29 protein-coding genes are annotated in these 24558 nt (G+C 39.0%); 21 read left to right on the top strand and 8 right to left on the bottom strand.

What is annotated here, in order from left to right; translation table 11 throughout:
- Positions 1-72 precede the first annotated feature (72 nt).
- From rplF to M1G12_RS06380, 16 genes are all read left to right on the top strand, one after another.
- A complete protein-coding gene (gene rplF / locus M1G12_RS06455) occupies positions 73-609 on the top strand; it encodes a 50S ribosomal protein L6 (protein WP_000086626.1) in 537 nt (178 codons plus the stop codon).
- 82 nt (positions 610-691) lie between these two features.
- Positions 692-1048, top strand: coding sequence for a 50S ribosomal protein L18 (gene rplR / locus M1G12_RS06450; RefSeq protein WP_004244055.1), 357 nt, complete (start codon positions 692-694; stop codon positions 1046-1048).
- A 17-nt stretch (positions 1049-1065) separates the two neighbouring features.
- The gene (gene rpsE / locus M1G12_RS06445; RefSeq protein WP_000874204.1) at positions 1066-1560 is read left to right on the top strand and encodes a 30S ribosomal protein S5; all 495 of its coding nucleotides are present in this window, start codon (positions 1066-1068) and stop codon (positions 1558-1560) included.
- A 13-nt stretch (positions 1561-1573) separates the two neighbouring features.
- Positions 1574-1756: a 50S ribosomal protein L30 gene (gene rpmD, locus M1G12_RS06440; protein ID WP_000057241.1), complete on the top strand. Its 183-nt coding sequence runs from the start codon at positions 1574-1576 to the stop codon at positions 1754-1756.
- A gap of 144 nt (positions 1757-1900) precedes the next feature.
- The gene (gene rplO / locus M1G12_RS06435; RefSeq protein ID WP_045605115.1) at positions 1901-2341 is read left to right on the top strand and encodes a 50S ribosomal protein L15; all 441 of its coding nucleotides are present in this window, start codon (positions 1901-1903) and stop codon (positions 2339-2341) included.
- A gap of 12 nt (positions 2342-2353) precedes the next feature.
- The gene (secY, locus tag M1G12_RS06430) at positions 2354-3664 is read left to right on the top strand and encodes a preprotein translocase subunit SecY (protein ID WP_247949590.1); all 1311 of its coding nucleotides are present in this window, start codon (positions 2354-2356) and stop codon (positions 3662-3664) included.
- A gap of 149 nt (positions 3665-3813) precedes the next feature.
- Positions 3814-4452 (top strand): adenylate kinase, encoded by a 639-nt coding sequence (locus M1G12_RS06425; RefSeq protein WP_001050436.1) that lies wholly within the window; start codon positions 3814-3816, stop codon positions 4450-4452.
- 116 nt (positions 4453-4568) lie between these two features.
- On the top strand, positions 4569-4787 hold the full coding sequence (gene infA, locus M1G12_RS06420) for a translation initiation factor IF-1 (RefSeq protein ID WP_001029883.1): 219 nt from the start codon (positions 4569-4571) through the stop codon (positions 4785-4787).
- 24 nt (positions 4788-4811) lie between these two features.
- On the top strand, positions 4812-4928 hold the full coding sequence (gene rpmJ / locus M1G12_RS06415) for a 50S ribosomal protein L36 (RefSeq protein WP_001808836.1): 117 nt from the start codon (positions 4812-4814) through the stop codon (positions 4926-4928).
- 17 nt (positions 4929-4945) lie between these two features.
- Positions 4946-5311, top strand: a complete 366-nt coding sequence (rpsM, locus tag M1G12_RS06410) for a 30S ribosomal protein S13 (RefSeq protein ID WP_000090781.1) — start codon at positions 4946-4948, stop codon at positions 5309-5311.
- Between the two features lie 17 nt (positions 5312-5328).
- Positions 5329-5712 (top strand): 30S ribosomal protein S11, encoded by a 384-nt coding sequence (gene rpsK / locus M1G12_RS06405; RefSeq protein WP_001118385.1) that lies wholly within the window; start codon positions 5329-5331, stop codon positions 5710-5712.
- A 42-nt stretch (positions 5713-5754) separates the two neighbouring features.
- Complete coding sequence (locus M1G12_RS06400) at positions 5755-6690, top strand: DNA-directed RNA polymerase subunit alpha (protein WP_247949589.1); 936 nt, start codon at positions 5755-5757, stop codon at positions 6688-6690.
- 11 nt (positions 6691-6701) lie between these two features.
- A complete protein-coding gene (rplQ, locus tag M1G12_RS06395) occupies positions 6702-7088 on the top strand; it encodes a 50S ribosomal protein L17 (protein ID WP_000331493.1) in 387 nt (128 codons plus the stop codon).
- Positions 7089-7352: 264 nt separating this feature from the next.
- The gene (locus tag M1G12_RS06390) at positions 7353-7619 is read left to right on the top strand and encodes an ACT domain-containing protein (RefSeq protein WP_000644120.1); all 267 of its coding nucleotides are present in this window, start codon (positions 7353-7355) and stop codon (positions 7617-7619) included.
- A 9-nt stretch (positions 7620-7628) separates the two neighbouring features.
- Entirely contained in the window at positions 7629-8966 is a 1338-nt protein-coding gene (locus M1G12_RS06385; protein WP_000354926.1) for a PFL family protein, read from the top strand.
- Between the two features lie 244 nt (positions 8967-9210).
- The gene (locus M1G12_RS06380) at positions 9211-9903 is read left to right on the top strand and encodes a histidine phosphatase family protein (RefSeq protein WP_023946791.1); all 693 of its coding nucleotides are present in this window, start codon (positions 9211-9213) and stop codon (positions 9901-9903) included.
- A gap of 101 nt (positions 9904-10004) precedes the next feature.
- Here M1G12_RS06380 and M1G12_RS06375 read toward each other — a convergent pair whose 3' ends face one another.
- From M1G12_RS06375 to M1G12_RS06350, 6 genes are all read right to left on the bottom strand, one after another.
- Positions 10005-11663: an ABC transporter permease gene (locus M1G12_RS06375; protein WP_000440018.1), complete on the bottom strand. Its 1659-nt coding sequence runs from the start codon at positions 11661-11663 to the stop codon at positions 10005-10007.
- Complete coding sequence (locus tag M1G12_RS06370) at positions 11653-12744, bottom strand: ABC transporter ATP-binding protein (RefSeq protein WP_247949588.1); 1092 nt, start codon at positions 12742-12744, stop codon at positions 11653-11655. Before M1G12_RS06370 ends, M1G12_RS06375 begins: the two co-directional genes overlap by 11 nt.
- A 12-nt stretch (positions 12745-12756) precedes the next feature.
- Positions 12757-13803, bottom strand: coding sequence for an ABC transporter substrate-binding protein (locus M1G12_RS06365; protein WP_000731167.1), 1047 nt, complete (start codon positions 13801-13803; stop codon positions 12757-12759).
- A 162-nt stretch (positions 13804-13965) separates the two neighbouring features.
- Positions 13966-15006, bottom strand: coding sequence for an ABC transporter substrate-binding protein (locus M1G12_RS06360; protein WP_237447099.1), 1041 nt, complete (start codon positions 15004-15006; stop codon positions 13966-13968).
- Between the two features lie 293 nt (positions 15007-15299).
- Positions 15300-16070 (bottom strand): response regulator transcription factor, encoded by a 771-nt coding sequence (locus M1G12_RS06355; protein ID WP_237447098.1) that lies wholly within the window; start codon positions 16068-16070, stop codon positions 15300-15302.
- On the bottom strand, positions 16063-17712 hold the full coding sequence (locus M1G12_RS06350) for a sensor histidine kinase (RefSeq protein ID WP_237447097.1): 1650 nt from the start codon (positions 17710-17712) through the stop codon (positions 16063-16065). Before M1G12_RS06350 ends, M1G12_RS06355 begins: the two co-directional genes overlap by 8 nt.
- Positions 17713-17859: 147 nt before the next feature.
- Here M1G12_RS06350 and leuS point away from each other — a divergent pair, with 147 nt between their 5' ends.
- From leuS to M1G12_RS06325, 5 genes are all read left to right on the top strand, one after another.
- Positions 17860-20361 (top strand): leucine--tRNA ligase, encoded by a 2502-nt coding sequence (gene leuS, locus M1G12_RS06345; RefSeq protein ID WP_237447096.1) that lies wholly within the window; start codon positions 17860-17862, stop codon positions 20359-20361.
- A 92-nt stretch (positions 20362-20453) separates the two neighbouring features.
- Complete coding sequence (locus M1G12_RS06340) at positions 20454-20909, top strand: MarR family winged helix-turn-helix transcriptional regulator (RefSeq protein WP_237447095.1); 456 nt, start codon at positions 20454-20456, stop codon at positions 20907-20909.
- 56 nt (positions 20910-20965) lie between these two features.
- Positions 20966-22198, top strand: a complete 1233-nt coding sequence (locus tag M1G12_RS06335) for an acyl-CoA thioesterase/BAAT N-terminal domain-containing protein (RefSeq protein WP_237447094.1) — start codon at positions 20966-20968, stop codon at positions 22196-22198.
- Between the two features lie 298 nt (positions 22199-22496).
- On the top strand, positions 22497-23192 hold the full coding sequence (locus M1G12_RS06330; protein ID WP_049551256.1) for a GNAT family N-acetyltransferase: 696 nt from the start codon (positions 22497-22499) through the stop codon (positions 23190-23192).
- Positions 23193-23203: 11 nt separating this feature from the next.
- Positions 23204-23620 (top strand): GNAT family N-acetyltransferase, encoded by a 417-nt coding sequence (locus tag M1G12_RS06325; protein WP_020902700.1) that lies wholly within the window; start codon positions 23204-23206, stop codon positions 23618-23620.
- Between the two features lie 427 nt (positions 23621-24047).
- Here M1G12_RS06325 and M1G12_RS09910 read toward each other — a convergent pair whose 3' ends face one another.
- Both M1G12_RS09910 and M1G12_RS06320 read right to left on the bottom strand, forming a co-directional pair.
- Positions 24048-24182 carry a hypothetical protein gene (locus tag M1G12_RS09910; protein ID WP_257960423.1) on the bottom strand — a complete coding sequence of 45 codons (135 nt, stop codon included), beginning with the start codon at positions 24180-24182 and terminating at the stop codon, positions 24048-24050.
- Between the two features lie 161 nt (positions 24183-24343).
- Entirely contained in the window at positions 24344-24436 is a 93-nt protein-coding gene (locus tag M1G12_RS06320; RefSeq protein WP_084862780.1) for a type I toxin-antitoxin system Fst family toxin, read from the bottom strand.
- Positions 24437-24558 lie beyond the last annotated feature (122 nt).

The raw sequence follows: 24558 nt of genomic DNA, 5'->3' as shown, positions 1-24558 counted from the left end.
AGATCGAGGAATCGATTTAACCCCGTGAAAACTGGCCATTCTGGCCTGACAATTTAACAGGAGAAAATAAACATGTCACGTATTGGTAATAAAGTTATCGTGTTGCCTGCTGGTGTAGAAATCACTAACAATGACAACGTTGTAACTGTAAAAGGACCTAAAGGAGAACTTACTCGTGAGTTCTCAAAAGATATTGAAATCCGTGTGGAAGGTACTGAAGTAACTCTTCACCGTCCAAATGATTCAAAAGAAATGAAAACTATCCACGGAACTACTCGTGCCCTTTTGAACAACATGGTTGTTGGTGTATCAGAAGGATTCAAGAAAGAACTTGAAATGCGCGGGGTTGGTTACCGTGCACAACTTCAAGGATCTAAACTTGTTTTGGCTGTTGGTAAATCTCATCCAGACGAAGTTGAAGCTCCAGAAGGAATTACTTTTGAACTTCCAAACCCAACAACAATCGTTGTTAGCGGAATTTCAAAAGAAGTAGTTGGTCAAACAGCTGCTTACGTACGTAGCCTTCGTTCACCAGAACCATATAAAGGTAAAGGTATCCGTTACGTTGGTGAATTCGTTCGCCGTAAAGAAGGTAAAACAGGTAAATAATGTTGAGTGGTTGATTTTAACCACCAACCTATTTTCCAACTTAGTGCATAGCACACGATTTAAAACTAAAGAGGTGAAAACTGTGATTTCTAAACCAGATAAAAACAAACTCCGCCAAAAACGCCACCGTCGCGTTCGCGGAAAACTCTCTGGAACTGCTGATCGCCCACGTTTGAACGTATTCCGTTCTAATACAGGCATCTACGCTCAAGTGATTGATGACGTAGCGGGTGTAACGCTCGCAAGTGCTTCAACTCTTGACAAAGAAGTTTCAAAAGGAACTAAAACTGAACAAGCCGTTACTGTCGGTAAACTCGTTGCAGAACGTGCAAACGCTAAAGGTATTTCAGAAGTGGTGTTCGACCGCGGTGGATATCTATATCACGGACGTGTGAAAGCTTTGGCTGATGCAGCTCGTGAAAACGGATTGAAATTCTAATAGGAGGACACTAGAAAATGGCATTTAAAGACAATGCAGTTGAATTAGAAGAACGCGTAGTTGCTGTCAACCGTGTTACAAAAGTTGTTAAAGGTGGACGTCGTCTTCGTTTCGCAGCTCTTGTTGTTGTTGGTGACCACAACGGTCGCGTAGGATTTGGTACTGGTAAAGCTCAAGAAGTTCCAGAAGCAATCCGCAAAGCAGTAGAAGATGCTAAGAAAAACTTGATTGAGGTTCCTATGGTTGGAACAACAATCCCACACGAAGTTCTTTCAGAATTCGGTGGAGCTAAAGTATTGTTGAAACCTGCTGTAGAAGGTTCTGGAGTTGCCGCTGGTGGTGCAGTTCGTGCCGTTGTGGAATTGGCAGGTGTGGCAGATATTACATCTAAATCACTTGGTTCTAACACTCCAATCAACATTGTTCGCGCAACTGTTGAAGGTTTGAAACAATTGAAACGCGCTGAAGAAGTTGCTGCTCTTCGTGGTATTTCAGTTTCTGATTTGGCATAAGAAAGGGGATAAAATGGCTCAAATTAAAATTACTTTGACTAAGTCTCCAATCGGACGCATTCCATCACAACGTAAAACTGTTGTAGCACTTGGACTTGGCAAATTGAACAGCTCTGTTATTAAAGAAGATAACGCTGCTATCCGTGGTATGATCACTGCAGTATCTCACTTGGTAACAGTTGAAGAAGTAAACTAATGAACTTTTAGGGGATGTGCACTATACCATCCCCTAAAACTAGATATAGTCATCTATGATGACGTCGTATAGGCGAGTTGATGGGGGAGACAACCTTTTCTCCCTTATCGGCGCTAGCATTTTACAAAAGAGGAGAAAATAAAAATGAAACTTCATGAATTGAAACCTGCAGAAGGTTCTCGTAAAGTACGTAACCGCGTTGGTCGTGGTACTTCATCAGGTAACGGTAAAACATCTGGTCGTGGTCAAAAAGGTCAAAAAGCTCGTAGCGGTGGCGGAGTTCGCCTTGGTTTTGAAGGTGGACAAACTCCATTGTTCCGTCGTCTTCCAAAACGTGGATTCACTAACATCAACGCTAAAGAATACGCAATTGTGAACCTTGACCAATTGAACGTCTTTGAAGATGGTGCTGAAGTTACTCCAGTTGTTCTTATCGAAGCAGGAATTGTTAAAGCTGAAAAATCAGGTATTAAAATTCTTGGTAACGGTGAGTTGACTAAGAAATTGACTGTGAAAGTAGCTAAATTCTCTAAATCAGCTGAAGAAGCTATCACTGCTAAAGGTGGTTCAGTAGAAGTCATCTAAGAGAGGTGACCTATGTTTTTTAAATTATTAAAAGAAGCTCTCAATGTTAAACAAGTAAGATCCAAAATATTTTTTACTATTTTCATCATTCTTGTTTTTCGTATCGGTACTAGTATCACTGTTCCAGGTGTAAACGCAAAAAGTTTGGAAGCCCTTAGTGGTTTATCATTCTTGAATATGCTTAGTCTGGTTTCAGGTAATGCTATGAAAAACTTTTCAGTTTTTGCACTTGGTGTTAGTCCGTATATTACTGCTTCAATTGTTGTTCAACTCTTGCAGATGGATATTTTACCTAAATTTGTAGAGTGGGGTAAACAAGGAGAAGTGGGGAGAAGAAAATTAAATCAAGCAACACGTTATATCGCTCTTGTACTAGCTTTTGTACAGTCGATTGGTATAACTGCCGGATTTAATACTTTATCTGGTGCTAAATTATTAACGACTGACTTGACACCACAAGTGTTTGTTATGATTGGGATTGTCCTTACAGCGGGTAGTATGATTGTAACATGGCTAGGTGAACAAATTACAGATAAGGGATACGGAAACGGCGTTTCCATGATTATCTTTGCCGGGATTGTCGCTTCAATTCCAGAGATGATTCAAAGTATCTATGTGGACTATTTTGTTAATATTCCAAGTAGTCGATTGAATTTATCCATTATCTTTGTCGTTATTTTGATTATCGCTGTCTTGTTGATTGTTTACTTAACAACATATGTTCAACAAGCAGAATACAAAATTCCAATCCAATATACTAAGGTTGCACAAGGTGCTCCATCTAGCTCTTACCTTCCTTTGAAGGTAAACCCTGCTGGAGTTATCCCTGTTATCTTTGCAAGTTCGATTACTGCAGCGCCTGCGGCTATTCTTCAGTTTTTGAGCGCTACAGGTCATGATTGGGCTTGGGTAAGAACAGCACAAGAAATGCTGGCAACAACTTCACCAACCGGTATTGCTATGTATGCTTTATTGATTATTCTCTTTACATTCTTCTATACGTTTGTACAGATTAATCCTGAAAAAGTGGCAGAGAACCTACAAAAGAGCGGTGCTTATATCCATGGAGTTCGTCCTGGTAAAGGTACAGAAGAATATATGTCTAAACTTCTTCGTCGTCTTGCAACTGTTGGTTCCCTCTTCCTTGGTGTGATTTCCATTTTGCCGATTGCAGCTAAAGATGTATTTGGTCTTTCTGATGTTGTTGCCTTTGGTGGAACAAGTCTCTTGATCATTATCTCTACTGGTATCGAAGGAATCAAGCAATTGGAAGGTTACCTATTGAAACGTAAGTATGTTGGTTTCATGGACAGAACAGAATAAAAGTATTTACTGAGTCAGTAAATGCTGAGGGAGTGGAGGTTTAACTCTAACATTAGTGAGAGTTTGGTCTCCCCTCTTCTATTTTGTTTTTAAATAGGGGTGAAAAGACTTTTTGCTTCTATTTAAAAATAAAATAAGGAGATCAAATCATGAATCTTTTGATTATGGGCTTACCTGGTGCAGGTAAGGGAACTCAAGCAGCAAAAATCGTAGAACAATTCCATGTTGCACATATCTCAACAGGTGATATGTTCCGCGCTGCAATGGCAAATCAAACTGAAATGGGTGTTCTTGCTAAGTCATACATTGACAAGGGTGAATTGGTTCCTGACGAAGTTACAAATGGAATCGTAAAAGAACGTCTTTCACAAGATGATATTAAAGAAACAGGATTCTTGTTGGATGGTTACCCACGTACAATCGAACAAGCTCATGCCTTGGACAAAACATTGGCTGAACTTGGCATCGAACTAGAAGGTGTTATCAACATAGAAGTGAATCCAGATAGCCTCTTGGAACGTTTGAGTGGTCGTATCATCCACCGCGTAACTGGAGAAACTTTCCACAAGGTCTTTAACCCACCAGTTGACTATAAAGAAGAAGATTACTACCAACGTGAAGATGATAAGCCTGAGACAGTCAAACGTCGTTTGGATGTGAATATTGCTCAAGGGGAACCAATCATTGCTCACTACCGTGCCAAAGGTTTGGTTCATGACATCGAAGGTAATCAAGATATCAATGATGTCTTCTCAGATATCGAAAAAGTATTGACAAATTTGAAATAAAGCGTTTTTCACACTTGCAAAAATCCGCTACAAATGTTATACTGAGATAGTCTGACTTATAATTGTTGTCTCTGTGTCTAGAGGCATCGAATCGAAATTTATGGAGGTGCTTTTGCGTGGCAAAAGACGATGTGATTGAAGTTGAAGGCAAAGTAGTTGATACAATGCCGAATGCAATGTTTACGGTTGAACTTGAAAATGGACATCAGATTTTAGCAACAGTTTCTGGTAAAATTCGTAAAAACTATATTCGTATTTTAGCGGGAGATCGTGTTACTGTCGAAATGAGTCCATATGACTTGACACGTGGACGTATCACTTACCGCTTTAAATAATCGAAAAACTTGGAGGGATAAGAAATGAAAGTAAGACCATCGGTCAAACCAATTTGCGAATACTGTAAAGTTATTCGTCGTAATGGTCGTGTTATGGTAATTTGCCCAGCAAATCCAAAACACAAACAACGTCAAGGATAAGATAGAAAGGAGAAAACATGGCTCGTATTGCTGGAGTTGACATTCCAAATGACAAACGCGTAGTAATCTCATTGACTTATGTTTATGGTATCGGACTTGCAACATCTAAGAAAATTTTGGCTGCTGCTGGAATCTCAGAAGATGTTCGTGTACGTGATCTCACATCAGATCAAGAAGATGCTATCCGTCGTGAAGTGGATGCAATCAAAGTTGAAGGTGACCTTCGTCGTGAAGTAAACTTGAACATCAAACGTTTGATGGAAATCGGTTCATACCGTGGTATCCGTCACCGTCGTGGACTTCCTGTCCGTGGACAAAACACTAAAAACAACGCTCGCACTCGTAAAGGTAAAGCTGTTGCGATTGCTGGTAAGAAAAAATAATATAGGAGGTAAAAGTCTTGGCTAAACCAACACGTAAACGTCGTGTGAAAAAGAATATCGAATCTGGTATTGCTCATATTCACGCTACATTTAATAACACTATTGTTATGATTACTGATGTGCATGGTAATGCAATTGCTTGGTCATCAGCTGGTGCTCTTGGTTTCAAAGGTTCTCGTAAATCTACACCATTCGCTGCTCAAATGGCTTCTGAAGCTGCTGCTAAATCTGCACAAGAACACGGTCTTAAATCAGTTGAAGTTACTGTAAAAGGTCCAGGTTCTGGTCGTGAGTCAGCTATTCGTGCGCTTGCTGCCGCTGGTCTTGAAGTAACAGCAATTCGTGATGTGACTCCAGTGCCACACAATGGTGCTCGTCCTCCAAAACGTCGCCGTGTATAATCATCGCATTACACTGCTTTTCGTTTAAGAGGGAGTAACTAAATGATCGAGTTTGAAAAACCAAATATAACAAAAATTGATGAAAATAAAGATTATGGCAAGTTTGTAATCGAACCACTTGAACGTGGCTACGGTACAACTCTTGGTAACTCTCTTCGTCGTGTACTTCTAGCTTCTCTACCAGGAGCAGCTGTGACATCTATCAATATTGATGGTGTGTTACATGAGTTTGACACAGTTCCAGGTGTTCGTGAAGACGTGATGCAAATCATTCTGAACATTAAAGGAATTGCAGTGAAATCGTACGTTGAAGACGAAAAAATCATCGAACTAGATGTTGAAGGTCCTGCTGAAGTAACAGCCGGTGACATTTTGACAGATAGCGATATTGAAATTGTAAATCCAGATCATTATCTCTTTACAATCGGTGAAGGTTCTTCGCTAAAAGCGACTATGACTGTTAACAGTGGTCGTGGATATGTACCTGCTGATGAAAATAAAAAAGATAATGCACCAGTTGGAACACTTGCTGTAGATTCTATTTATACACCAGTTACAAAAGTCAACTATCAAGTGGAACCTGCTCGTGTAGGTAGCAATGATGGATTTGACAAATTAACCCTTGAAATCTTGACAAATGGAACAATTATTCCAGAAGATGCTTTAGGGCTTTCAGCACGTATTTTGACAGAACATCTTGATTTGTTTACAAATCTTACTGAGATTGCTAAGTCAACTGAAGTGATGAAAGAAGCTGATACTGAATCTGACGACCGTATTTTGGATCGTACGATTGAGGAACTGGACTTGTCTGTGCGTTCATACAACTGTTTGAAACGTGCCGGTATCAATACTGTGCATGATTTGACAGAAAAATCTGAAGCAGAGATGATGAAAGTACGAAATCTTGGACGCAAGAGTTTGGAAGAAGTGAAACTCAAACTCATTGATTTGGGTCTTGGAGTAAAAGATAAATAAAGGAGGAATAAATGGCTTACCGTAAACTAGGACGCACTAGCTCACAACGTAAAGCAATGCTTCGCGATTTGACAACTGACCTTTTGATCAACGAATCAATCGTGACAACTGAAGCTCGTGCTAAAGAAATCCGTAAAACTGTTGAAAAAATGATTACTCTAGGTAAACGTGGTGATTTGCATGCACGTCGTCAAGCAGCTGCTTTCGTACGTAATGAAATCGCATCTGAAAACTATGATGAAGCAACTGATAAGTACACTTCTACTACAGCACTTCAAAAATTGTTCTCAGAAATTGCACCTCGTTATGCTGAACGTAACGGTGGATACACTCGTATCCTTAAAACTGAACCACGTCGTGGTGATGCAGCGCCAATGGCGATCATCGAATTAGTATAAAATCATCAATTTTGTTGAGTGTTATGATGATGGAGTCTTGTGCTCTTAGTCTAGCTCTGGTCTACCGCTAGGATCTCGGTCCTAGCGGGAACACTCATCATAAGTTGGGATAGTAGACGCTTGTTTACGAAATTGTTTTTTTCTTAAGAACAACTTCGTAAGCAGGCGTTTTTGAGTATTTTAGTTAGAATTATGCTATACTATTTGAAAAGAATCCTGTTTAATGTTCAGGTTTCCTATTAAAAGAAGAATTGGAGTTTGCTTATGAAAGCGATTATAACTGTTGTTGGTAAAGATAAATCTGGAATTGTTGCAGGTGTTTCTGGTAAAATAGCAGAATTGGGTTTGAATATTGATGATATCTCTCAAACTGTCTTGGATGAATATTTCACGATGATGGCTGTCGTCTCTAGTGATGAAAAGCAAGATTTTACACGTCTTCGTAATGAATTTGAAGCTTTTGGGCAAATTTTGAATGTGAAAATCAACATTCAGAGTGCAGCGATTTTCGAAGCTATGTATAATATCTAGGAGGTTATCATGGATATTAGACAAGTTACTGAAACCATCTCCATGATTGAGGAGCAAAACTTCGATATCAGAACTATTACCATGGGGATTTCCCTATTGGACTGTATCGATCCGGATATCAATCGTGCTGCGGAGAAAATTTATCAAAAGATTAGGACCAAGGCAGCTAATTTAGTGGCTGTTGGCGATGAAATTGCGGCTGAGTTGGGGATTCCAATCGTTAATAAGCGTGTATCGGTGACTCCTATTTCTCTGATTGGGGCGGCGACAGATGCGACAGACTATGTGGTTCTGGCAAAAGCACTTGATAAGGCTGCGAAAGAGATTGGTGTGGACTTTATTGGTGGTTTTTCAGCCTTGGTACAAAAGGGTTATCAAAAGGGAGATGAGATTCTTATCAATTCTATTCCTCGTGCTTTGGCTGAAACGGATAAGGTCTGCTCGTCAGTCAATATAGGCTCAACCAAGTCTGGTATCAATATGACGGCTGTCGCAGATATGGGACGAGTTATCAAGGAAACGGCAACTCTATCTGATATGGGGGCAGCTAAGTTGGTTGTATTCGCTAATGCTGTTGAGGACAATCCATTTATGGCGGGTGCCTTCCATGGTGTTGGGGAGGCAGATGTTATCATCAATGTCGGAGTTTCTGGTCCTGGTGTGGTGAAACGTGCCTTGGAAAAAGTTCGTGGACAGAGCTTTGATGTAGTAGCAGAAACAGTCAAGAAAACTGCCTTTAAAATCACTCGTATCGGTCAATTGGTTGGTCAAATGGCCAGTGAGAGACTGGGTGTGGAGTTTGGTATTGTGGACTTGAGTTTGGCACCAACACCTGCAGTTGGAGACTCTGTGGCACGTGTCCTTGAGGAAATGGGGCTAGAGACAGTTGGTACGCATGGAACGACGGCTGCCTTGGCTCTCTTGAACGACCAAGTTAAGAAGGGCGGAGTTATGGCTTGCAACCAAGTTGGTGGTTTGTCTGGTGCCTTTATCCCTGTTTCAGAGGATGAAGGAATGATTGCTGCAGTGCAAAATGGCTCTCTTAATTTAGAAAAACTAGAAGCCATGACGGCTATCTGTTCTGTTGGTTTGGATATGATTGCCATTCCGGAGGATACACCTGCTGAAACCATTGCGGCTATGATTGCAGATGAGGCTGCAATTGGTGTCATTAACATGAAAACAACAGCTGTTCGTATCATTCCAAAAGGAAAAGAAGGCGATATGATTGAATTTGGTGGTCTTCTTGGTACAGCTCCAGTTATGAAAGTCAATGGGGCTTCGTCTGTTGATTTCATCTCTCGTGGAGGACAAATCCCAGCACCAATTCATAGTTTTAAAAATTAAGAAAATAGGAGAAATTTTAAGTTCTATTTAAGGTTAGGTGTGTATACTATAATCATTAAATAAAGACCTCCTAATATTATTTGAAACAGATAACTCTGATTTAGTTTGAATTTGATTTTCATCTAATATCTTTATTTAATAGAACTCCTAAACTTTTTCATAATAATCTCCTGCAAAAGTCGCCTGTATGGGTGGCTTTTGTTTTATCATCCATGATATAATAGAAGCAAACGGAGGACGGAAAATGGTAAAAGTACGATTGTATTTGGTACGTCATGGTAAGACCATGTTTAACACGATTGGTCGAGCGCAAGGTTGGAGCGATACTCCCTTAACAGCTGAAGGTGAGCGAGGGATTCAAGAATTAGGAATCGGTTTGCGAGAATCTGGTCTACAGTTTGATCGCGCTTATTCCAGTGATTCTGGCCGCACCATTCAGACAATGGGAATTATTCTTGAAGAACTTGGTTTGCAGGGGAAAATCCCTTATCGCATGGACAAACGTATCAGAGAATGGTGTTTTGGTAGCTTTGACGGAGCTTATGATGGTGATCTTTTCATGGGCATTATTCCTCGTATCTTTAATGTGGATCATGTTCACCAATTGTCTTATGCTGAACTGGCTGAGGGGTTGGTAGAGGTCGATACAGCTGGTTGGGCTGAAGGATGGGAAAAACTCAGTGGCCGAATCAAGGAAGGTTTTGAAGCGATTGCCAAAGAAATGGAAGAGCAAGGTGGGGGCAATGCCCTAGTCGTGAGCCACGGAATGACCATTGGAACCATTGTGTATCTGATTAATGGCATGCATCCGCATGGTCTCGATAATGGTAGCGTGACGATACTTGAATATGAGGACGGCCAGTTTAGCGTAGAAGTTGTCGGTGACAGTAGTTACCGACAACTAGGACGTGAGAAGATGGAGGAAGTCTCTATTTAATTAGTCTAGACTTGCTTGCAATGAACTAGGAATCTAGTAGGAATATCAAAATAAGAAAAAACAGCCGAAGTAATCCTTTCGGCTGTTTTTGATGGGGAAAACTAAAGTGTAATGCTATTGCTTTTAGAGATTTTCATAAACAAGAGCAAGGAACCTACTGTTAGAACAGTCAGGATAGTTGATAAGGCTGCGGCTACACCGTAATTCCCTCTGAGAACCTCTGTATAAATGGCTACAGTCATTGTTCTTGTTTTGACATTGTAGAGGAGGATAGAAGTAGAGAGTTCTGAAATCATTGTAACCCAAGATAGGATAGCTCCAGAAATAATACCAGATAGCATCATTGGAGTTGTAATCTTGGCAAAGGTATTGAGACGGCTACTTCCTAAGCTTTCAGCAGCTTCTTCAATACTTGGTGCTATTTGTTGCAAGCTAGCAACAGATGAGCGAATAGTATACGGTAATCTTCTGACAGATAGAGACATAATCAAGATGAAAGCAGTTCCTGTAATCATAAGAAATCCACTTCCAAATAGACCGGTATTGAAGGAAGAAATGAAGGCAATCCCTAGAACAGTTCCGGGTACAATATAAGGGACCATACTGAGGCTGTCAATTAAGTTTGTAAACAAATTCCGTTTTCTAACGGCTAGGTAGGAGATAAATGTTGCGAATAGGACAACTAGAACTAAGGCAATCAAAGGGATACGAATAGTATTGAAAATAGCAGATCCCATACGATTGAAAGCTACCTTGTAACTGTTTAGAGAATAACCTTTGACAAATACCATACCTGATGTTTTTAGGAAAGAAGTATAAATCAAGTAGACTTGAGGTAGAACAGAGAACAAGATAATTCCGTAGACTGTTGCATAAATGGCAGCCATTTTTCCTTTTGTAGTTTTTTTAGGCTCAATTGGATGGAGCGAATTCATGCTGAAACTGTAGCGGTTTGAGATGTATTTTTGGATAAGGAAGATTGCCAAGGCAATGATAATCGCCATAATTGCTAAAGCAGATGCAAAAGCAGAATTTCCTCCAACCTCGCTAATGAATTGGGTATAAATCAAGACGGGGAAAGTCCGATATCCTTCACCAATCAACATAGGCGTTCCAAAATCTGAGAATGCTCTCATAAACACAAGCAGGGCAGCAGCTAGTAAGGTTGGAACTAGGAGAGGTAAAACAACCGTTACGATACGCTTAAATCCGAAGGACCCCATGCTTTCAGCAGCTTCAAGTAGAGAATTGTCAATACTTTTCATTGTCCCAGCAACGTATAGAAATACCAGTGGGAATAGTTGCAGTGTAAAGACAAGTACAATTCCTTTGAATCCATAAATATCAATAGCTGGAAGATGAAGAGTATTTGTCATGAATTTTGTGATGACCCCATTTCGTCCCAGCAAGAGAATCCAGGAGTAGGCTCCCACGAAAGGAGCTGACATGGAAGCAATGATAATCAATATTTGTAGAAATTTCTTTCCCTTGAAGTCATACATGGAAAAAAGATAAGCTAATAGGGTTCCTACAACTAAGGAAGTGACAGTAGCGGTAATGGAGACCTTGAAACTGTTGACAAGTGTCTCAGAGTAGTAAGCTTTACTAAAGAAAGTGACAAAATTAGCTAGTGAGAATTGTCCTTCATGTATGAGTGCTTGCTTGAGCACGGTAACGATAGGATAAACCAGAAAGACAAGATAGGTAAGAAAGATGAAGAAAGAGGAGGCTGTCCAAATATTTAGTTTTTTACGTTCCATGGTTGACTCCTTTTATCAGGTTTTGGGAACCATCTGCAGAAAAGACGTTTAATTTTTGAGTATTGATTCGTAGACGAATACGATCGCCTTTTTGTAGATCTTCTTCAAAAGTTGATTCTTCGCTAACTTGAATTTTTGAGGCAAATCCTGTTTCGATGAAGTATTCAGTATTCAGTCCAAGATAGACGCTATCGCTAATAATTCCTTCAATATCTCCAAATTCATCTTTAATGAATTCTTCAGGACGAATACTTACATGAATAGCTTGTGCTTCAGCCTGATAAAGAGCTGGCATTCGAAGGGCATAGCCATCTGAAAAGACGATATAAGCGCCGTCGCTCCGTTTTTCGAGATTGGCAGGGATAATATTTGTGCGTCCGATAAAGGTTGCTACAAACTCATTAGCTGGTTTATGATAGAGTTCTTTTGGTCGGCCGATTTGTTGGATGACTCCGTCTTTCATAACAGCAATTTGGTCTGAAATAGCCATAGCTTCTTCTTGGTCGTGGGTCACATAAACAGTTGTAATTCCCACTTCGTGTTGGATTTCTCGAATAGCTTGACGCATATCCAAGCGAAGTTTGGCATCCAGATTACTAAGTGGCTCGTCCATGAGGAGAACACTTGGATTAACAGCTAAGGCGCGTGCCAAGGCGACACGTTGTTGTTGTCCACCACTAAGTTTATCGGGCTTGCGATCCGCATATTGAGCAATTTGCATAAGTTCAAGATACTTGTTGGTTTGTTGAATCAATTCTTCTTTTGGAACCTTCTTTTGCTTAAGACCAAAAGCAACATTGTCTCGGACAGTCAAATGCGGGAAAATAGCGTAGTTTTGGAAAACCATCCCGATATTGCGTTTGCTAGGTTCCATATTATTTATTTTTGTATCATCGAAGTAAAATTCTCCGCCTTCGATACTGTTGAATCCTGCAATCATGCGAAGAAGAGTCGTTTTTCCACATCCTGAAGGTCCAAGAAGGGTAAAGAGACTTCCTTTTGGAATTGTAATGTTCAAATTTTCAATAACAGGGACATCGTGGTAGATTTTTTTGGCGTTAATAATTTTGATCTCACTCATAGTGAACCTCTTTTACTGTTTAGATTGGATATCTGTGAAGACTTCGTTGTATTTCTTAACAATATCTGATTTATTCTTGATGACATAATCATAATCTTCAGTGAGTGTTTTGATTTTGTCAATTGGTTTCATATTTTCGCTTGTTTTAGCATTTTTACGAACAGGACGATTAGTAGTGGTTGTACCAAGTGTATCTTGTACTTCTTGAGAGATAATAAAATCGATAAATTTCTTGGCATTTTCCATATTTTTAGCTTTTTTAACGATAGCAGCACTAGCAGGTAGGAAGACTGTTCCTTCTTTTGGATAGACTACCTTAATGTTAGCTCCGTCATTTAAGAGTTTAACTGCTGGATCTTCATAAGAGAGACCAACAGCCATTTCTCCGTCAGCGACTGCTTTATAGACACCAGATGAGCTTGAACCGATTTTACCATCAATAAGTGTGAAGAGATCTTTTACATAAGACCAAGCTTTATCGTCTTTGTAACCACCTTGAGCTTGTAGCATATTTGTTAATTGAGCAAAGGCGCTAGAAGAGTTTGCTGGGTCAGCAGTTGCGATTTTTCCTTTTAGTTCAGGTTTGAGAAGGTCGCTATATCCTTCGATGTTCATGCCTTTCGTTAAATCAGGATTGACGATTAAAACACTACCATCTAGTGTATAAGGAGTAGAGTAGCCAGTTGTGTTTTGATATTCTTTGATAACATTATCATTTTCTTTTGAAGTATAGTTTTCAAAGAGTTCTCCGTGGGTAGCATATTGTGTATAAGAACCACCAAAGATAACATCGGCTACAGGAGCTTCTTTTTCTGACTCTAGTTTTTTGAAAAGTTCTCCAGTACCAGCTTGAATCAGTTCTACTTTAATACCGTATTTTTCTTCAAAGGCGGGAATAGTTGCTCCAATTAAGCCCTCTGAGTTTGGTGAATAAACGACTAGCGAACCGCCGTCTCCTTTATCAGATGAACTGTCATCGGCAGATTCACTAGAAGAACAAGCGGCAAGACCAAAAAGAGCTAGTCCGCAAGCAGCATAATACATCCATTTCTTTTTCATGATGGATACCTCCGTTATGTTATTTAAGTTTATTTTAAAATAATGTAAGCGTTTTTAAAACCGATAATTCTATTCTATTAGAGTAAAATTCTCTACAAAAACGGAAGCAATCTTTTTGATTTTATAGTAGGGTGCGACAGTTAATCATTGGGAAATCAAATTTTATTTTTTAGATAGAATATCTGTGAAAATATCATTGTACTTTTTAAGAATAGTGGATTTGTTTTTAATGACATAATCTGAATCTTCGGTGGCAATCTTGATTTCTGTCATTGCCTTCATATTTTTATTGGTTTTAGCATTTTTACGAATAGGTCTGATTGTAGTTTCAGTTCCTAGCTTATCTTGGATTTCTTGAGAAAGGAGGAAATCGATAAATTTTTTAGCGTTTTCCATGTGTTTGGCATTTTTGACGATAGCCGCGTTACCAGGTAAAAAGACGGTACCTTCTTTTGGATAAATAACTTTTACATCAACTCCATCATTTAAGAGTTTTAAGGCAGGATCTTCATAGGTGAGTCCTACAGCCATTTCTCCATCGGCGACAGCTTTGTAAACATTTGAAGAGCTAGATGCAATCTTTCCATCTACTAGGGTAAATAGATTTTTCACATAGTTCCAAGCTTGTTCATTTTCGTATCCACCTTGATCGACAAGCATGTTTGTCAATTGAGCAAAGGCGCTAGAAGCATTACTTGGATCAGCAGTTACGATTTTTCCTTTTAATTTAGGATTGAGTAGATCATTGTAGCCTTCAATTTTAATATCTTTTGTAAGAGCTGAATTGGCAATGATGACACTGACATCAAGTGTATAAGGCGTGTAGAATCCGGTTTTATTTTGATATTCAGGGATTATCTGGTCGTTCTCTTGAGAAATATAAGGTTCAAAAAGATTTTCGTTAGAAGAGAAGAGGGCGTAGGAGCCTCCGAAAATGACATCAGCTACAGGGGATTCTTTTTCGGCCTCAGCTTTTTTGAACAATTCACCAGTGCTGGCTTGTACTAAATCAACCTTAATACCATATTTTTCTTCGAAGGTTGGGATTGTTTCTTCGATAAGGTCTTCAGGGTTAGGCGAGTAGACAACTAAAGTGTTATCTGAATCTTTTTCAGTGCTAGTTTCCGCTTCTATAGATGAAGAACATCCTGATAAAGAAAGGAATATCCAGCCACAAGAGAGGAAGAATAGTATTTTTTTCATAAGTATCTCCTTTTTTTACGAACATTTTCTCTACCTAGATTGTTAATGTTTTTAAATTGTAGAGTCCTACAGGATATAATAAAAACCTTAAAGAAATCTAAAACGGGGAATAGGAAATGGGTATCTCGAGCAAGGATGGGTGAATTGTAGCTGAGATTTTGATGGTAATACTCTTCAAAACACGTCATTTTATCTGTGATCTCAAAGCTATGATTTGAGTAGTTAGCACTTTGATTTTTATTGGGTAAAAGTACAAAATAAAAAGATTGCTAGAGTTGAGCAATCCTTTTACATCAATGATTTTTATCCATAAGTTTTAATTCTTTTGGAGAAATATGGAGATACTTTTTAAAAACTTTTGCAAAATATTTATAGTCTGAAAATCCAACTTGTTCAGAGATATCGCTTAGGGGGGAATTGGGGGACTCAGCCATTTTATCTATAGCTTGCTTGAGGCGGTAGCGTAAGATATATTCATTTAGCGTCATTGGGAAGTCTTCTTTGATAACCTTATATAGATAGCTTTCACTGTATCCTAGATTATCTGCAATGGTAGAAATGGTAAAGTGCATGCAGTAGTGTTGGTGCACAAATTCAAGAATTTGCTGAATGATTTGGTTTTGTGTATCAATTTGTTGGATAGAGGTGAGTAAAGTTTGATATTCTTCTAAAAAAGGAGTTTCTTGATAAGTGCTAACTCGTAATCGCAAAACAATTTTTTGAAGACATTCTGTCAACTCCTTGGTATCAATTGGTTTGGATAAGAAATCAACTGCTCCATATTGCATGGCTTTTTTTGCATTTTGAAAATCGTTATAACCTGATAAGATAACTTTTTCATAAGAAAGGGTACGAGTGGCTTCGAACATCATAAAAGCATCCATAATTGGCATTGTGATGTCTGTTAAGACAATATGAGGTTCTTTTTCTTGGATGAGTTTCATTCCCTCTTGACCGTGACTGGCAGTTCCTACGACTTGGATGCCTAAGGCAGAGTAGTCTACGGCAATCTCTAGCCATTTTCGGATGAGATGTTCATCTTCTACAATAATGAGCTTAAACATGAGTTAGTCCTTTCGTTACAAATTTGACCCAAGTTTCTCCTTGGCGATTGACTCCTAAATCTAGCTGGACATCAGAAAAGAAATTACTCAATCGTTTATAGCTGTTAACAATGCCATGTTGGGTATGAGGGCTTTCTAAAGAGTCTAAAATAGCGAGTCGCTCTTGTTTTGTGAGCCCTCCGGCATTATCCTTGACCAAAAAAGTCAGAGAATCTTCTTCCAAGGTAATTTGGATATCAATATGAAGATCAATACGGTATTGCATCCCATATTTTATAGCATTTTCTACGAGAGGAAGCAAGAAAAGCTTAGGTATAGGCTGATTATCGACAGTTTCTGGACAGACAATATCATAAGAAAAGTGCTCAAAACGAATCTTATGAATAATAAGGTAATCCTCTATAATCTTTAAATCCTGACAAATGGTTGTTTCTTTTTCTAAATCGGTGATACTGTAGCGAAGAATGCGCGTGAGGTTTTGAATCAGATCTTGTGTGAGATCTGCATCCATTAAAGAAGTGATTTTAATCGTCTCAAGTGTATTGTAGAGAAAATGAGGATTGAACTGAGCTTCCAGCATTTTTCTTTCAAAAATCCACTTTTCTTTTTCGATGGTCAACATTTTCTGATGAAGTTGATCTAATTCATACAACATATTATTAATTTTTTCGGCCATAAACTCAAACTCATCACCTGTTTGTAGATAGAGCCTTTTTTCTGCTTGTTTGGGAATTTCTTGAAGTTGGTAAACTAAGCTTTCAATAGGAACAGCGTTGAGTGTAGCAATCTTATGAGCAATTCGTCTTGCTTGCCAGAAGTAGAGGAAGAATATACATAAGGTGAGAATGGAGGCTAGACCAAGTAAGCTAGGAATGGGAAAAAAGGATTGAAAAGTATAGATTGAAAAAATAGCACCGACTTTTTCTTTTTGAACAATAAGCGGTTCGTTCGCATACCAGTGGGTGCGAGAGTGTAGGAGTTTTTCATCAAATTTTTCAAGAGTGGAACGAGTAAATTGATTTGTATTGTTGGAAAACATATTTCCAAAGTTATCGGTAATGATGTATTTAGAATTTATCATTGGGAAACTTGAGATGAAATCATTCTCATTTACGAAAGCAATAGTATAAGCCTTAACTCGTTGGTTTTGAAGTAGTGGTTTGATAAAGAGTGTGTAGTGTTGCTTGTCTGAAGAGAGTGCAATTTTTTCTGTAACTTTATCATGAGAAGGATTTTGAATGAGCAGTTTTAGATAGTAGGGTGATAAAATACTTTCTTGATGATTTCTATTGGTACTAAATAGTAATTCACCTGTATCACTTAGGATAATGAGGTCAGAACTAAGTTTTAATTTAGCTTTTGTCTCGTAAAATAAGCTAAATACTTCTCGTTCTGTGTGTTTGCCGTCCAAAAATCCAGGAATCATTTTATAGTTCATAGTGGTTAGGAGTTCACTATTTGCTTCTTTCATCTCTTGAACTTGTTTGACAATCTGTCTCGTGTCTTTGGAGAGTTGTTGCTTTTGTAAAAAATAGGAAAAACCAAAAAGTAAAATGAGTAGTAAAAGAGAGGTTATAAAGGCTGCGATAGAGCTTCGATGGAGAATTTCTTTTTGGAGAGATTTTTTAAAGGAATGAGACATCTGCTACCTCCTTGGAAGGGTTTTCTGTTATAAGTATAGCAGTTTAAAAATTCTAGAGCAAGGTAAAATAGAAAAGTATAGAATAGAACGAGACCAAATTCCCTCAAAAATGGTATAATAGTAACATCACAAAATTGGAGAGAGACCATGAGTTTTTACAATCATAAAGAAATCGAGTCTAAGTGGCAGGGCTACTGGGCAGAACATCATACATTTAAGACAGGAACAGATGCATCAAAACCTAAGTTTTATGCGCTTGACATGTTCCCTTATCCGTCTGGAGCGGGTCTGCACGTGGGACACCCAGAAGGCTATACCGCAACAGATATCCTCAGCCGTTACAAACGTGCGCAAGGCTACAATGTCCTTCACCCAATGGGTTGGGATGCTTTTGGTTTGCCTGCAGAGCAATACGCTATGGATACTGGTAATGACCCAGCGGAATTTACGGCTGAAAACATTGCTAACTTCAAACGCCAAATCAATGCGCTTGGATTCTCTTACGACTGGGATCGTGAAGTCAATACAACAGATCCAAACTACTACAAGTGGACTCAGTGGATTTTCACTAAGCTTTACGAAAAGGGCTTGGCCTATGAAGCGGAAGTGCCAGTAAACTGGGTTGAAGAATTGGGAACTGCCATCGCCAACGAAGAGGTTCTTCCTGATGGAACTTCTGAGCGTGGTGGCTATCCTGTTGTCCGCAAACCAATGCGTCAATGGATGCTTAAAATTACAGCCTATGCAGAACGCTTGCTTAATGACTTGGATGAGTTGGATTGGCCAGAGTCTATCAAGGACATGCAACGCAACTGGATTGGTAAATCAACTGGTGCCAATGTAACCTTCAAAGTTAAGGGAACAGACAAGGAATTCACAGTCTTTACGACTCGTCCTGACACCCTTTTCGGTGCTACTTTCACTGTCTTGGCTCCTGAGCATGACTTGGTTGACGCCATCACAAGCCCAGAGCAAGCAGAGGCTGTAGCAGACTACAAACATCAAGCTAGTCTCAAGTCTGACTTGGCTCGTACCGACCTTGCTAAGGAAAAAACAGGAGTTTGGACTGGTGCTTATGCTATTAACCCTGTTAATGGCAAGGAAATTCCAATCTGGATTGCGGACTATGTTCTTGCTAGTTATGGAACAGGTGCTGTCATGGCTGTTCCTGCCCATGACCAGCGTGACTGGGAATTTGCCAACCAATTTGACCTTCCAATCGTAGAAGTACTTGAAGGTGGAAACGTAGCAGAAGCTGCCTACACAGAAGATGGACCTCATGTCAATTCAGACTTCCTAGATGGATTGAACAAAGAAGACGCTATTGCTAAGATTGTGGCTTGGTTGGAAGAAAAAGGCTGTGGACAAGAGAAGGTTACTTACCGTCTCCGCGACTGGCTCTTTAGCCGCCAACGTTATTGGGGTGAGCCAATTCCTATTATTCATTGGGAAGATGGAACTTCAACAGCTGTTCCTGAAAATGAATTGCCACTTGTCTTGCCTGTAACCAAGGACATCCGTCCTTCAGGTACTGGAGAAAGTCCGCTAGCTAACTTGACAGACTGGCTTGAAGTGACTCGTGAAGATGGCGTTAAGGGTCGTCGCGAGACCAACACAATGCCACAATGGGCAGGTTCAAGCTGGTACTACCTCCGCTATATTGACCCGCACAATACTGAGAAATTGGCCGATGAGGAGCTCCTCAAACAATGGTTGCCAGTAGATATCTACGTGGGTGGTGCAGAGCATGCCGTTCTTCACTTGCTTTATGCTCGTTTCTGGCACAAATTCCTCTATGACCTCGGTGTTGTTCCAACTAAGGAACCATTCCAAAAACTCTTTAACCAAGGGATGATTTTGGGAACCAGCTACCGTGACCACCGTGGGGCTCTTGTGGCGACTGACAAGGTTGAAAAACGTGACGGTTCCTTCTTCCATGTAGAAACAGGTGAAGAGTTAGAGCAAGCGCCAGCTAAGATGTCTAAATCGCTCAAGAACGTGGTTAACCCTGACGATGTGGTGGAACAATACGGTGCCGATACCCTTCGTGTTTATGAAATGTTTATGGGACCACTTGATGCTTCGATTGCTTGGTCAGAAGAAGGTCTGGAAGGAAGCCGTAAGTTCCTTGACCGTGTTTACCGCTTGATTACAAGTAAAGAAATAGCTGCGGAAAACAATGGCGCTCTTGACAAAGTTTACAACGAAACTGTTAAAGCTGTCACAGAACAAATCGAATCCCTCAAATTCAACACAGCCATTGCCCAACTTATGGTCTTTGTCAATGCAGCTAACAAGGAAGACAAGCTTTATGCAGACTACGCCAAAGGCTTTATCCAATTGATTGCACCATTTGCGCCTCACTTGGCAGAAGAGCTCTGGCAAACAGTTGCAGCAACAGGTGAGTCAATCTCTTATGTGGCTTGGCCAACTTGGGACGAAAGCAAATTGGTTGAAGACGAAATCGAAATTGTCGTCCAAATCAAAGGTAAAGTCCGTGCCAAACTCATGGTCGCTAAAGACCTATCACGAGAAGAATTGCAAGAAATTGCTCTGGCTGACGAAAAAGTCAAAGCAGAAATTGACGGTAAGGAAATCGTGAAAGTAATTGCGGTACCGAATAAACTCGTTAATATTGTTGTGAAATAAGATAGGAGTCCTTCAGAGTAGAATCTGGGGGATTTTTTATTTGACAGGAAGTTTCTGTTTTGTTAATATGATTAACAAAGGAAAGAGAGATTATGGATAAAAAAGAATTTATTGCATTTAATAATCGTTTCAATAGATTTATTTTAGCGTTTGACCAGTTAAAAAAAAATCAACATAAAAGTGGTGTTGACAAATCCATTACTTTGAATGAGGTACATTTGATTGTTGTGATTGGGGAAAATCAGCCCTTAAATCTAGTAAAATTATCTGAATTATTAGAAGTTTCAAGAAGTGCAATAACTCAAAGTGTTAGGAGATTGATTCAAAAAAATTTAGTTGTTTTTGATTTTGATCCGAATAATGGGAAAAATAAATATTTGAGATTATCGGAAAAAGGCATCGAAATTTTTAAAATCCATAAGGAGCAACAAGAATATATTGAAAAATCAATCTTTTCAGTTTTAAACAACTATAGCGAGGTGGAACTTAAAACAGTTGTGAAATTGATGGAGGATATTGAAAAGGTGTGGGGAGAATTACCGTGGTAAAAGTCACGGTAAATTTCAAATATAATTGTTAAGTAAATTAACAAAAAGGAGAAGATATGACTGTAAACATAGAACTGATTTCACAAACAGATTTAGCGGATGAATCTTTTTATATTGCTATTAATGGTTTAGAACCAAGGGCAATGTATTGTGTAGAAATGTACCTGTCTGATTATTACTGTATAAATGCTCCCTTGCTTTTAGATCATGATGTTATATGGAAATCAACCGCAATTTTTTTATCTGATCAGGACGGTATGATTGATACCTCTCAGACAGCATCTATTTCGGGATCTTATAAAGGAGTTTCAGAAATGGGATTATTCTTTAATGCGAAACCGTTGAAGAATAGGAAAAGGAGATTACCGAGTTCTCTTGATAGAATTCCATTACGAGATTGTTTTGGTGTTGAAATTAAAATCAGACTGGGAAAAGATATGGTCGCGGAGCAAAGTTTTGTAAGGCGTTATATGAATCTGGGAGTAAGATATCAAGATATCTATGACAAGCATTTTCAAGGTCGATTATTTTATGATGAAAAGTTAAGAAGGGCGCCAGCCGTGATTATTGTTAGCGGTAGTGAGGGAAGAATTGAAAAAGCTCAGAATATTGCCCAACTTTTATCTTCTAGAGGCTATATTTGTCTTGCGATAGCTTATTTTGGTTTAGAGGGATTACCCCAAAATTTAGAACGAATTCCAATAGAATGTCTGGAGGAGGCGAAAGATTTTCTATATCATCATCCTCAAGTTGATAATACAAAAATAGGAATATATGGTCGCTCTAAAGGAGCAGAGCTTGTTCTGGCTGGACAAAGTATTTTGGAAGATGTGCAATGTTTGGTACTCAATTCCCCCTCAAATGTAATATTTGAGGGAATAAAGGGAAAACTCAATTCTAATTCATCTTCTTGGACATATTTACAAAAAGAACTTCCGTATCAAAAATTTCAGTTAGGAAATTATTTGTTAAACAAGTTTTTTGGAAAACACATTCCTGAAGATAGTAGGGCTCAGATTGATGTGAGTAAAATTGCCTCTCCTTTATTATTACTAGGAAGTGATGTTGATGAAATATGGAATGCATCATCCGCGATAGATGATATTATTTCACAATATAAAGGGGAATCCATTTTGTTTAAAAAATATCATGAAACAGGGCATATGTTGACGATTGCTTATCAACCGAATCATCGTTATCGAAAAGATTGGCGCTTATTAATGAAAGAAAGTGTAGACTCATGGTTTGCCACGATAAATTATTTTGATACACATCTGAAAAATTTGTAGATAGTGCTGAACCGTACTATAATAGTCCCAACTAAGATAAAAACACAGTTCTGGTTGGTAGTCCAGTCTAAAAAAGCAATTGTTCAAACAAGAGAGATTTGAACTCAAACAGTAAAAACGTAGAGAGAAGCATAAGGGACATTAACTCACTCGTTCCCATATTTGATTATTCCTCCATAAAGTGGATGGATGATTTTTATAAGAGGAGTTTGCATTATTGAATAGAAAACCAAGTGTTTCCTAAAATTTTCATTGAGATATGTTATACTATATTCAATAAGTGAATAAGGAGAAAGCTATGCCAGTAAATGAATATGATCAGATGATTGGGGAGTCAATGGAAGGTTATACACCGGGCGAATTGCCTTCTATTGGTTTCTTAGAAGGGCGTTATGCTAGGGTAGAGGCTCTTTCGGTGGAAAAGCATGCGGATGATTTATTAGCTGTTTATGGTCCAGATACTCCGCGGGAGATGTGGACTTACCTCTTTCAGGAACCAGTGGCAGATATGGAGGAGCTGGTTAGCCTTTTAAATCAGATGTTGGCTCGTAAGGATCGCTTTTACTATGCAATTATAGACAAGGAAACTGGTAAGGCTTTGGGAACATTTTCTCTCATGCGCATTGACCAGAATAATCGAGTGATAGAAGTGGGAGCGGTCACTTTTTCTCCAGAACTCAGGGGAACACGAATAGGGACAGAAGCTCAGTATCTCTTGGCACGTTATGTTTTTGAGGAGCTTAACTATCGTCGCTACGAATGGAAATGTGATTCTCTTAATCTGCCATCCAGACGAGCTGCGGAGCGTTTGGGATTTGTTTATGAAGGAACCTTCCGCCAGGCAGTCGTTTATAAGGGGCGTACTAGGGATACGGATTGGTTGTCTATGATTGATAAGGACTGGCCTCAAGTCAAAGCTCGATTGGAAGCATGGTTGGCTCCTGAAAATTTTGATAAAAATGGACGGCAGTACAAGAGCTTGAGAGAGTTTTAAGAGGTGTTGACATGATCACTATTAAAAAGCAAGAATTTGTCAAGCTAGAGGATGTTTTGCATCTCTATCAGGCTGTCGGTTGGACAAATTATACCGATCAATCAGAGATGCTGGAGCAGGCCTTATCTCATTCATTAGCGATTTATGTGGCGCTTGATGATGATACTGTGGTGGGCTTGATTCGTTTGGTTGGAGATGGATTCTCATCAGTACTGGTTCAGGATTTAATCGTTTTACCTATCTATCAGCGTCAAGGGATTGGTAGTGCCCTAATGAAAGAGGTTTTAGAGGATTACAAAGATGTCTATCAAGTTCAGCTGGTGACAGAAGAGACAGAAAGAACCTTGGGCTTCTATCGTTCTATGGGCTTTGAAATCTTATCCACCTATAATTGTATAGGAATGACTTGGATGAATCGAGAAAAATAATAAAATTTGTTTTTTATTAAGCAAAATTTAAGGATGGTCTAGTATTATATAGTCATTAAATAAAGACCTCCTAACTTTATTTAATGAAATCCTAAAACTTTTTTCATCATAATCTCCTAATGAAGCCACCCAATCAGGTGGCTTTTTTCGTGGATAGGTGATGGTGATAGATTTTTTTTGCAAAATAGTAAAATTTGAGAAAAGTTAAGCTAGTTTTAAGCTTTGTCTTGTATCATATAGTTATTAAATAAAGACCTCCTAACTTTATTTAATAAAATCCTAAACTTTTCTTTTTCATAATAATCTCCCTTAACTCCACCCAATCAGGTGGAGTTTTTTGGCTCTATTTCAGGATTTTGGGGACTATTCTAAAAATCATTTTCCGATATTTTTCGGATTTTGGTCGGGGAATTGGCGGGGACTTTTTTTAGCGAATATGACTAATAAATAGGTCTGTTGTCGCTTCAGCTACTTCAAACTCAATTTGATTGTAAGTGACTGTTAATTGAAGGACTGGAACTGCTGTAATAATGTTCTTGGTTGTCGAGGAGTGAGTCATCATATTGTTGTACAGCGGTTAAAGCTTGCGAAGCTGAGAATGTAAATCTTTGACGAAATGTGTGAACTGTGGGATAATGAAAGAGAATTAAGTATTGTGTCTATATCATAGGCTAGAAAAGACCCCAAGCTCACGTCCAAATAAGCTTGGGGTCTTTTTTGACACTATTTGTCCTTGTTTAGCCATTTATCGACTAGCCGAAGAACGACACCGACCACAATCGGTTCGATGATAGTTTTAAGGATTAGTTCCATCATGGGCTATCTCACCTCCTTTCGTAGGCGGTGTAGCAGTGCCGTAGAATGTTATACCACATAGGTGCTAAACTCTGGAGTCACCCAATCAGGTGGCTTTTTTGTTTGTGGCTTGGTTTTTTGAT

It is taken from the genome of Streptococcus mitis (assembly GCF_023110375.1).
Classification (GTDB): domain Bacteria; phylum Bacillota; class Bacilli; order Lactobacillales; family Streptococcaceae; genus Streptococcus; species Streptococcus mitis_CI.
Note: the sequence above shows the minus strand (reverse complement) of the source record. Positions and strands in the feature narration are given on the sequence as shown.

Bases quoted from the DNA above. Each gene is read 5' to 3' on its own strand.
- M1G12_RS06400 (WP_247949589.1), top strand. From the start codon at position 5,755: ATGATCGAGTTTGAAAAACCAAATATAACAAAAATTGATGAAAATAAA.
- M1G12_RS06370 (WP_247949588.1), bottom strand. From the start codon at position 12,744: ATGAGTGAGATCAAAATTATTAACGCCAAAAAAATCTACCACGATGTC.
- rplQ (WP_000331493.1), top strand. From the start codon at position 6,702: ATGGCTTACCGTAAACTAGGACGCACTAGCTCACAACGTAAAGCAATG.
- M1G12_RS06390 (WP_000644120.1), top strand. From the start codon at position 7,353: ATGAAAGCGATTATAACTGTTGTTGGTAAAGATAAATCTGGAATTGTT.
- rplO (WP_045605115.1), top strand. From the start codon at position 1,901: ATGAAACTTCATGAATTGAAACCTGCAGAAGGTTCTCGTAAAGTACGT.
- M1G12_RS06320 (WP_084862780.1), bottom strand. From the start codon at position 24,436: ATGATGGAACTAATCCTTAAAACTATCATCGAACCGATTGTGGTCGGT.
- M1G12_RS06375 (WP_000440018.1), bottom strand. From the start codon at position 11,663: ATGGAACGTAAAAAACTAAATATTTGGACAGCCTCCTCTTTCTTCATC.
- M1G12_RS06385 (WP_000354926.1), top strand. From the start codon at position 7,629: ATGGATATTAGACAAGTTACTGAAACCATCTCCATGATTGAGGAGCAA.
- rpsE (WP_000874204.1), top strand. From the start codon at position 1,066: ATGGCATTTAAAGACAATGCAGTTGAATTAGAAGAACGCGTAGTTGCT.
- M1G12_RS06425 (WP_001050436.1), top strand. From the start codon at position 3,814: ATGAATCTTTTGATTATGGGCTTACCTGGTGCAGGTAAGGGAACTCAA.
- rpsM (WP_000090781.1), top strand. From the start codon at position 4,946: ATGGCTCGTATTGCTGGAGTTGACATTCCAAATGACAAACGCGTAGTA.
- rpmD (WP_000057241.1), top strand. From the start codon at position 1,574: ATGGCTCAAATTAAAATTACTTTGACTAAGTCTCCAATCGGACGCATT.
- secY (WP_247949590.1), top strand. From the start codon at position 2,354: ATGTTTTTTAAATTATTAAAAGAAGCTCTCAATGTTAAACAAGTAAGA.
- M1G12_RS09910 (WP_257960423.1), bottom strand. From the start codon at position 24,182: ATGATGACTCACTCCTCGACAACCAAGAACATTATTACAGCAGTTCCA.
- rplF (WP_000086626.1), top strand. From the start codon at position 73: ATGTCACGTATTGGTAATAAAGTTATCGTGTTGCCTGCTGGTGTAGAA.
- M1G12_RS06350 (WP_237447097.1), bottom strand. From the start codon at position 17,712: ATGTCTCATTCCTTTAAAAAATCTCTCCAAAAAGAAATTCTCCATCGA.
- M1G12_RS06380 (WP_023946791.1), top strand. From the start codon at position 9,211: ATGGTAAAAGTACGATTGTATTTGGTACGTCATGGTAAGACCATGTTT.
- M1G12_RS06360 (WP_237447099.1), bottom strand. From the start codon at position 15,006: ATGAAAAAAATACTATTCTTCCTCTCTTGTGGCTGGATATTCCTTTCT.
- rpmJ (WP_001808836.1), top strand. From the start codon at position 4,812: ATGAAAGTAAGACCATCGGTCAAACCAATTTGCGAATACTGTAAAGTT.
- M1G12_RS06355 (WP_237447098.1), bottom strand. From the start codon at position 16,070: ATGTTTAAGCTCATTATTGTAGAAGATGAACATCTCATCCGAAAATGG.
- M1G12_RS06325 (WP_020902700.1), top strand. From the start codon at position 23,204: ATGATCACTATTAAAAAGCAAGAATTTGTCAAGCTAGAGGATGTTTTG.
- M1G12_RS06330 (WP_049551256.1), top strand. From the start codon at position 22,497: ATGCCAGTAAATGAATATGATCAGATGATTGGGGAGTCAATGGAAGGT.
- M1G12_RS06340 (WP_237447095.1), top strand. From the start codon at position 20,454: ATGGATAAAAAAGAATTTATTGCATTTAATAATCGTTTCAATAGATTT.
- M1G12_RS06365 (WP_000731167.1), bottom strand. From the start codon at position 13,803: ATGAAAAAGAAATGGATGTATTATGCTGCTTGCGGACTAGCTCTTTTT.
- M1G12_RS06335 (WP_237447094.1), top strand. From the start codon at position 20,966: ATGACTGTAAACATAGAACTGATTTCACAAACAGATTTAGCGGATGAA.
- leuS (WP_237447096.1), top strand. From the start codon at position 17,860: ATGAGTTTTTACAATCATAAAGAAATCGAGTCTAAGTGGCAGGGCTAC.